Raw genomic sequence first — 8,583 nt, 5'->3', positions numbered from 1 at the left:
TTCATCCGACAAAGCGCGGCGCAATACCCGTATCCTTACCACCGATCCTTTCCCGCCTGGGACTATCCCAGGACGAGTGGCTGAGTGAGGCCTGCGAATTTGAGGCCCGCTATGCCCAGAACCAGCGGGCGGAGCAGGGCAGGCGAAGGCGAGCGGCCTGATTCCCCAACCCAAAAGAGAGAAAACAACGCACGGGCCAATAGCCGGGGGCTTCGCTTGGCCTGAATTCGGGGAAACAGGTCGGGTTTTGGCGAAGTTGGTGAAATTGTGTCAGCAACAGTGCTAAAAGTCCGTAAATTGTCAGGATAGATTGTCCTCCCGACCCCGCATGTTCTTTTCTTGAAGGTGACGAAACCTGAAAGGAAAAGAATCATGCAAAGCCGAGAGGACTTTCTCATGATAAAGCAACTACGGGTACAAGGGGCACACATCGTGGACATTGCCCACCGGATTGGCTGTTCAGAACGCACGGTGCGTCGCTACCTGGCGCTTCCAGCCCCGCCCACAGGCAAGCCCAAGCATCGCCGACCCAGCAAGCTGGACCCTTTCAAGACCTTTATCGATCAGCAATTGGCCAATGAGGTCTGGAACGCCGAGGTCATTTTTCAGCAGTTACGGGAACAAGGGTACAACGGTTCCTCAACGCTGGTTCGTGAATACATCCAGCCCAAACGCCCCCTTCGAGCCAGCAAGCAAACGGTTCGCTATGAGACGCAGCCGGGCAAGCAGCTCCAGCATGACTGGGGGCAGATCCGAACCGAAGTCGGTGGCCGGATGTGTACCGTCAACATCGCGGTGAATGTGTTGGGGTACTCCCGATACCTTCACGTCTGGGCCGGCTCACGCCAGGATGCCGAACACACCTACGAGTCCCTGGTGCAGGCCTTCCGGTACTTTGATGGCGTTCCTGCCAGCGTGCTGGTGGATAACCAGAAGGCGGCGGTGGTTCGTCATGATCGCGATGGCAAGGTCACCTTCAATACCGGCTTCCTGGAACTGGCCAACCATTACGGCTTTGTCGCCAAGGCCTGCCGGCCTCAGCGCCCCAGAACCAAGGGCAAGACCGAACGGATGGTGGGCTACGTAAAGCACCACTTCTTCCAGCGGTATCGCAGCTTCGACAGCTACGCGCACCTGAACCAGTTGCTGGAGCACTGGTTGACGACCTGTGCTCATCAAAGGCTGCTGAGGCAGTTCCAGCAGACACCGCTGGAGCGGTTCGAGGCCGAAAAACCCCACCTGCTGGCAAGGCCGGCAACGGACTTCGACACGCGATACTACGATGTCCGCCATGTCAGTTGGGATGCCTACATCGATGTCCGGGGCAACCGCTATAGTGTGCCGTCGCCATGCTGCGGTCAGCAGGTCACGATCCGCATCAGCCTGGACGATGAACTGACCGTCTATGACATCCGTGGCCAGGAAGTGGCTCGCCACCGACTGACGGATCGCAAGGACGGTTGGCAGGCCATTCAGGACCATCACACCCCCTTGTGGCAGGACGTGATGCCGGTGCAGCACCGAAGCCTGGCGGTGTATGAGGAGGTGCTCCAATGAACTTGGACCAACTCCTCGATCGGCTCAAAATGGACCACCTGCAAGCCACGCTGGACAGTCTCTGTGAGCATGCCAGCAAGAAGGATCTGAACTACCGGGAGTTCCTCGAACAGGCCCTAGCCCAGGAATGGGGTGGCCGCCACCAGAAAGGCCTGGATACCCGCCTGAAGCAGGCCCGGCTGCCTTGGATCAAAACCCTGGAGCAGTTCGACTTCAGCTTCCAGCCCAGCATCGACCGCAAACTAATACGGGACCTGTCCGGGCTGGGGTTCGTGGAGCGTAATGAGAACGTCGTTCTGCTGGGGCCGCCCGGGGTGGGAAAAACCCACCTGGCCGTGGCGCTGGGCGTGAAGGCCGCGGAAGCGGGCCATCGCGTCCTGTTCATGACGTTGGACCGTCTGGTCAGCACCCTGATGAAAGCGCGGCAGGAAAACCGGCTGGACCGACAACTGCAACAGCTGAGCTACCCGAAGGTCCTGATCCTGGACGAGATCGGCTACCTGCCCATGACTCGGGAAGAAGCCAGCCTGTTCTTCCGGCTGATCAATCGCCGTTACGAGCGAGCCTGCACCATACTCACCTCCAACAAGAGCTTTATGGACTGGGGCGAGGTGTTCGGGGATCAGGTCATTGCCACGGCCATCCTGGACCGGCTCCTGCATCACTCAACGACACTGAACATCAAAGGTGAAAGCTATCGGTTGAAGGACAAACGAAAGGCCGGACTCGTCCCCGGTACTACTCAACAACAGGAGGAATCTGACGACCCAGACACTCAAAAAGCGGTCACTGAAAACTGATGAAAACCGGACAATCTAAACTGATAAAATGCGGTCAAAACTCACTGTTGTTGACAATTGTGGCCAGTGGGGTCAGGAGTAGTGGTTATGGACGGCCATTGTCGGTGTCAGGGAGAGGGTATCGGGTTTTCTTCTTTGGAAGTGCCTGTCCACACCACTCTACTCCGAAGTGCCTGTCCACACCACTCTACTCCGAGCAGGCTCTACTGAGCTGCATGGCTTATGTAGATCTGAACCCAGTGCGAGCAGCCATGGCCGAGACACCAGAGGCGTCTGACCACACCAGCATCAAGGAACGTCTGGCCCCGCAGTTTGATCTGGCACAGGCCATTCAGGCCCAGCTGGATTCCCGTTATCTGCGTCAGTTTCCGGTATCGCTCAAACCGTTGCAGAACTTTGAGGGCAATGAACGGAAAGACCTGCAGCGCGGCATTCTGTTCAGCCTGCGAGATTATCTGGAACTGGTGGATTACACCGGCCGGATCATTCATCCGACAAAGCGCGGCGCAATACCCGTATCCTTACCACCGATCCTTTCCCGACTGGGGCTATCCCAGGACGAGTGGCTTAGTGAGGCCTGCGAATTTGAGGCCCGCTATGCCCAGAACCGGCGGGGGGAGCAGGGCAGGCGACGAAGAGCGGCCTGATTCCCAACCCAGAAGAGCGAAAACAACGCACGGGCCAATAGCCGGGGGCTTCGCTTGGCCTGAATTCGGGGAAACAGGTCGGGTTTTGGCGAAGTTGGTGAAATTGCGGCCAAGGGGGCAGGAGTAGTGGTTATGGACGGCCGCTGTCGGTGTTAGGGAGAGGGTTTCAGGATTTCTTCTTTGGGAGTGCCTGTCCATGGTTCTCGGAGCCGCGAAGCGGCGGAAAATCGGTCGCCGTGCAGCCGATTGTTAAGAAAAATACCCCAAACCTGCACCATAAATAGCAATCACCACCCCAAATACTTGCTGTTTGATACCACTAAGCATTGTAGTATCGAGCTTTTTTTCCACGCCTCGAATGGCGGACTCAGCTCCTCCAATCCTTGCTGAAAGTTGCCCCTTCGCTTCAGATATCGACTCTTTCAAAGCTTGAGTTTTGCGATCCATTTCTCGATACACTTCCTCTACTTGCCTTTCGAGCTCGGTTACACGATCAGGTAGCGATGATGCTACTGTTTTGACGCGGGGGTTAAATGAAGCCGATGCGCTGGCCGCTGAACTCACCGACACCTCAACGCCTTTTGGCTTGCTCCATATTGGACAGTCTTGAAGCCACTTCGTAATAACCCGGAAAATGCTTTCTTCGCGCACTAGACCAAGCGTGCTGTCTATTGAATAGAGGACAAGCAAACCACCAATAACCTGCATGGCAATAGAAAATGCCCCATTGATCTCATATGATTGCTGAGGAAACGTACTAACCACAGTGAGGTGAGCCGCTATGACCATTAAACTAGCCCATAGTGGCCATGCGCGCCTGCACCAATGGTAAAAACGTCTCATGCCATCTCCATACAATTCTTAACGCCAAAATCAGCCGGCGCTTTAGCGGTCGGCTGTATTTTCTTGTTCTACATCAGGAAGTAACGTTAAGTTAGCAAGCCTAATGTAGCTTGGCATTCTTGGATCATTGAATTTATATACGCCTTTTGCCAAGCGGCGCAGAATTGTGTGATTTCCATCTGAGACAATCTTTTGGAGGTAATTATTTAGCCAGCCTTGATTGATCTCTACTCCCCATAATCTCTCATAAGCCAGCCGTAGGGATGATGATTTAAATTCCACATCAGTTATAGACGAGGCTGCTATTAATATTTTCCGAAACTCTTCAGTATTGGAGGATCTAGTGGCTTCGTTGTACGCGGTCCTCAAGACTCCCTCTGCGTCGCCGCACGCATCGTCCGTTGCTGCTTGTATGTGCCCCAAGGCTATTTCGCCTCGTCCCTCACCGATAGCTTTTTCAGAAGCTTTCAAGGAAAGCAGATGTGTAAAATGAGCATACCCTGCACTTACGTTGACGATCTTCCTGATTGCTGATTGAGAAAACTTTACGCCGATCCGAGTTCCGCCTTCCTCAATAATTCCTTTAACCTCAGAATCGCTCAGTTTAGGTAGCGGAGTCTCCTTCAAACAACGTTGGACAGATTTATGACCATGAGTCAATTCACTGGCCGTTTCAGCAATTCCCACGATCAAGAATTTTAAAGGAGATCCTTCGTCAGATAGCTGTTTAACTAGTTCTGCAACCTTCCATTTTTCCTCTTTTCCAATAACATCGATTTCATCGAGTAAAAATAACGCATTGATATCTTTTACCTTCTCTGCCACCCAGCTCGGGGAGTTAGCGCGATCTGATACTCCCTTTAAGCTAACTGTATCCGTGCTCTTTGACTCTACTCCTGCATCAAATACAGGAATTTTTATTCCAACTTTCCCACCTTCTGCCTTTTGCTGTTGGGACGAACTTACTTGCAGGTCGATCCCAACCTCATTTAATAACTTTTCGATAATCGTTATAAAAGTATCGTCACTATCACATCTCTTTTTTATGAGATTATCATTCTTTAATGGCTTAAGTGTTTCTGCAACGACGTTGGCTAAAGAGCTTTTACCAACGCCTCGGTCTCCAAATAATATAGAATGCTGGCCTGGGGTGTTTATCTGTTGAATTATTGCAGTTATTTCCTTGGACCTACCATAGAACAGGCCATGGCTCATTATCGGTTGATAAGGGGTAAAAATATCTCTTACGCCAGAACTTAGAATCCTTTTTTCTTTCTCAATATCGAACGGGTCCATACAATCCTCAATTTACTATGTAGAACAGTTTATTCTACGTCAAAAGTGGCAATATGTCTGGACGGTTCCGGTGCCGAGAGAAATCATTAAACTTCCATAATTCAAGACGTTATGATCAAAAATCCCGAAAAACCTGCATGTCCATTCCACAAAAAACGACAAAACGTCGGTAGATTTCGAATATGCCGCCAAAAACGGCTAAATATCCGGCGCATATCCATAAAAAGCGTCATCACCCACACAAAAACCATCAAAATCACATCATGATGCTCCAACAAAAAAGCCCGATCAGTAAAACCAACCGGGCTTCTCGTACTACATCATGTGGGTGATTAACCAATCAACCACACTTACTATCCCCACAAGACAAACAAGTAGCACACCCATCCATCATAACCACAGCCTTGGTACTACACTTATTACAAAGACTGGCATTAGCCGGATACTCGCTGGCCGTATCATCATTAGAAGGCTGCTGCGCCGCCTCAAACTCCGCCCGCTTCTCCGCCAGGATCCGCTTGGTCACATCGCTCAGCTCGTCACTCTCAATCAGGCCAATGGCCTTCAGGTGTCGTTCGATCACCGCGCCGATCTCAGCCACCAAGGAGGGCATGAACACGCCGCCCTTTTTGAAGTAGCCGCCGTTGGGGTCGTACACCGAGCGCAGTTCTTCCACCAGGAAGGTGACGTCGCCACCTTTACGGAACACCGCCGAGATAACCCGGGTGAGGGCGATGACCCACTGGAAGTGCTCCATGGACTTGGAGTTGATGAACACTTCGTAGGGCTGCCGGCTTTCGTGGTCGGTGTCTTCGTTCAGCAGGATGTCGTTGATGGTGATGTACATCGCGTGCTCGCCGATGGGCGGCTTGATCTTGTAGGTGGTGCCCAGCAGAAAGTCCGGCCGTTCGATGGTTTCATTCATCATCACCGGCTTTGCGGCGGCAGCCGCCTGGGCTTTGGTCTGGTCTTCCACGGGCTCCGCTTTCTTGACCCGGTAGCCGACAATCTTGTTGGTAATCTTTGCAGTCATGGTCATGTATTCCTGTCAGTTCCCGGATCAATATTTACCGTAAGTGCCTTCTTTCAGCGCGTCGAACAGATTGGCGGCGGTGTGTGTTTCGCCGTCGTATTCAATCTTTTCGTTGCCCTTGAAGGTCACTTTGCTGCCGTCGTCGAGGGTGAACTCGTACAGCGTGTTTTCGAGGTCTTTCTCGTTGACCAGTACGCCCTGGAAGGCTTCCGGGTTGAAGCGGAAGGTGGTGCAGCCTTTCAGGCCTTTCTCGTAGGCGTACATGTAGATGTTCTTGAAGGCCGGGAAGGCGAAGTCTGTCGGTACGTTGGCGGTCTTGGAGATGGATGAGTCCACCCACTTCTGGGCCGCCGCCTGTACGTCCACGTGCTGGGTGGGCGTGACGTCATCGGAGGTGGTGAAGTAAGCCGGCAGCTTCTTGTCTTCGTCTTCGGAGAAGGGCATGGCACCGGCGTTGATCAGGTGGCGGTAGGCCAGCAGCTCGAAGGAGAACACATCCACTTTCTCTTTGGTCTTGCGACCTTCCCGAATGATGTTACGGGCGTAGTGGTGGGAGAAGCTGGGCTCGATGCCGTTACTGGCGTTGTTGGCCAGCGACAGGCTGATGGTGCCGGTAGGGGCGATGGAGGTGTGGTGGGTGAAACGCCCGCCTTTCTCCGCCAGCTGCTCGATCAGCTCCGGCTCCACATTGCCGATCAGCTGCATGTAGGCGCTGTATTTGGCGTGCAGCACCCGGCCCTTGATCTTGTCACCCAGCTTGTAGCCGTCCGCAGACAGCTGCGGACACTTGGTGAGCATTTTCGGGGTCACTTCAAAGTCGTCGTTCATGATCGGCGCCGGGCCTTTTTCTTCAGCCAGGGCCAGGGACTGGCGCCAGCCTTCGACGGCCATTTCGCGGACCACGTCTTCGGTGAACTGTACCGATTCGTCAGAACCGTAAGGCATGCGCAGCATGGCCAGGGTGGAACCCAGGCCGAGAATGCCCATGCCGTGACGGCGCTTGTAGTTGATTTCGTGCTGCTGCTCTTTCAGTGGCAGGCCGTTCACTTCCACCACGTTGTCCAGCATGCGGGTGAAGATGGCCACCACCTTGCGGTACTTCTCATAGTTGAAGCTGGCCTTGTCGGTGAACGGGTTGTCCACAAACATGGTCAGGTTCACCGAGCCCAGCAGGCAGCTGCCGTAAGGGGGCAGGGGCTGCTCGCCACAGGGGTTGGTGGCGCGGATGTCTTCGCAGAACCAGTTATTGTTCATCTGATTGACCTTGTCGATCAGGATGAAGCCCGGCTCGGCGTAGTCGTAGGTGGAGGCCATGATGGTGTCCCAGATGAACTGGGCTTTCAGGGTGCGGTAGATGCGGCACGCCACCTTGCCTTCTTCGTTGACCACGTAGCCTTTCTGGACCGGGAAGTCACGGTATACAAACTGGCTGCTGTCGTTCAGGTCCAGCTGCTCTTCTTCGGCCTCCTTCTGGGTGACCGGGAAGGACAGGTTCCAGTCGGCGTCGTTGCGAACGGCCTGGATAAAGTCTTCGGTGATCAGCAGGGAGAGGTTGAACTGGCGCAGGCGGCCGTCTTCACGCTTGGCCTGGATGAATTCGATCACGTCCGGGTGGTGCACGTCGAAGGTGGCCATCTGGGCGCCACGGCGGCCACCGGCAGAGGACACGGTAAAGCACATGCGGTCGAAGATATCCATGAACGACAGCGGGCCAGAGGTGGTGGCGCCAGCGCCGGCCACGTAGGCACCACGGGGCCGCAGGGTAGAGAACTCATAACCGATACCACAGCCGGCTTTCAGGGTAAGGCCTGCTTCGTGGTTTTTCTCCAGGATGTCGTTCATGGAGTCGTTGATAGAGCCAGACACGGTGCAGTTGATCGTGGAGGTGGCTGGCTTGTGGGCTTCGGCACCGGCGTTGGAGGTGATGCGGCCGGCGGGGATGGCACCGTGTTTCAGCGCCCACAGGAAGTCTTTCATGTGTTTGTCGCGGTCGGCTTTGGCCTCCACCTGGGCCAGGGCCTTGGCCACCCGGTGGTAGGTTTCTTCAATGGTGGTGTCTACAGGCTCACCGGTTTTGGTCTTGAGCTGGTACTTGCTGCTCCAGATATCCAGTGAAGCGTCCTGCATGGGAATGTCTGTGGTTACTACCTGTAGTTTCGCGTTCATCGCCACCCTTGAAATCCTCATATTATTGCCGGTTGAAACCCCGCCGTTGCGGGGCTCACTGCGTGATCGGCTATTCTCTGGGGAATACGGCCAAACACTATATCTTGTTAGATTAGGGGGGAGTATAGACAGGATGTAGTGTTCTGTGAAGAACGGCGGCGCTATAAATCAGCGCTTTCTTGTGCAGAAAAAGTATGGATAAGTGGTTGCAAACCGGGGAAGCCAGATGCCCCAAGGGAAG

At 54.1% G+C, this 8,583-nt stretch carries 7 protein-coding genes; 3 read left to right on the top strand and 4 right to left on the bottom strand.

What is annotated here, in order from left to right; all coding sequences use genetic code 11:
- The first annotated feature begins 372 nt into the window (after positions 1–372).
- From istA to AAC035_RS15270, 3 genes are all read left to right on the top strand, one after another.
- A complete protein-coding gene (istA, locus tag AAC035_RS15280; RefSeq protein ID WP_339805647.1) occupies positions 373–1,557 on the top strand; it encodes an IS21 family transposase in 1,185 nt (394 codons plus the stop codon).
- Entirely contained in the window at positions 1,554–2,357 is an 804-nt protein-coding gene (gene istB, locus AAC035_RS15275) for an IS21-like element helper ATPase IstB (protein ID WP_339805645.1), read from the top strand. Before istA ends, istB begins: the two co-directional genes overlap by 4 nt.
- A gap of 251 nt (positions 2,358–2,608) precedes the next feature.
- A complete protein-coding gene (locus AAC035_RS15270; protein ID WP_339805643.1) occupies positions 2,609–3,004 on the top strand; it encodes a hypothetical protein in 396 nt (131 codons plus the stop codon).
- Between the two features lie 249 nt (positions 3,005–3,253).
- On the opposite strand, the gene AAC035_RS15265 is transcribed toward AAC035_RS15270, so the two are convergent.
- The 4 genes from AAC035_RS15265 to AAC035_RS15250 form a co-directional block, all read right to left on the bottom strand.
- Positions 3,254–3,847 (bottom strand): hypothetical protein, encoded by a 594-nt coding sequence (locus AAC035_RS15265; RefSeq protein WP_339805641.1) that lies wholly within the window; start codon positions 3,845–3,847, stop codon positions 3,254–3,256.
- A gap of 42 nt (positions 3,848–3,889) precedes the next feature.
- Positions 3,890–5,143, bottom strand: a complete 1,254-nt coding sequence (locus AAC035_RS15260) for an ATP-binding protein (RefSeq protein WP_339805639.1) — start codon at positions 5,141–5,143, stop codon at positions 3,890–3,892.
- A gap of 340 nt (positions 5,144–5,483) precedes the next feature.
- Positions 5,484–6,176 carry an NrdJb gene (locus tag AAC035_RS15255; RefSeq protein ID WP_339805638.1) on the bottom strand — a complete coding sequence of 231 codons (693 nt, stop codon included), beginning with the start codon at positions 6,174–6,176 and terminating at the stop codon, positions 5,484–5,486.
- A gap of 27 nt (positions 6,177–6,203) precedes the next feature.
- Positions 6,204–8,342: an adenosylcobalamin-dependent ribonucleoside-diphosphate reductase gene (locus AAC035_RS15250; RefSeq protein ID WP_339805636.1), complete on the bottom strand. Its 2,139-nt coding sequence runs from the start codon at positions 8,340–8,342 to the stop codon at positions 6,204–6,206.
- Between the last annotated feature and the right edge of the window lie 241 nt (positions 8,343–8,583).

The sequence above is a fragment of the uncultured Marinobacter sp. genome (assembly GCF_963974375.1).
GTDB lineage: Bacteria > Pseudomonadota > Gammaproteobacteria > Pseudomonadales > Oleiphilaceae > Marinobacter.
Note: the sequence above shows the minus strand (reverse complement) of the source record. Positions and strands in the feature narration are given on the sequence as shown.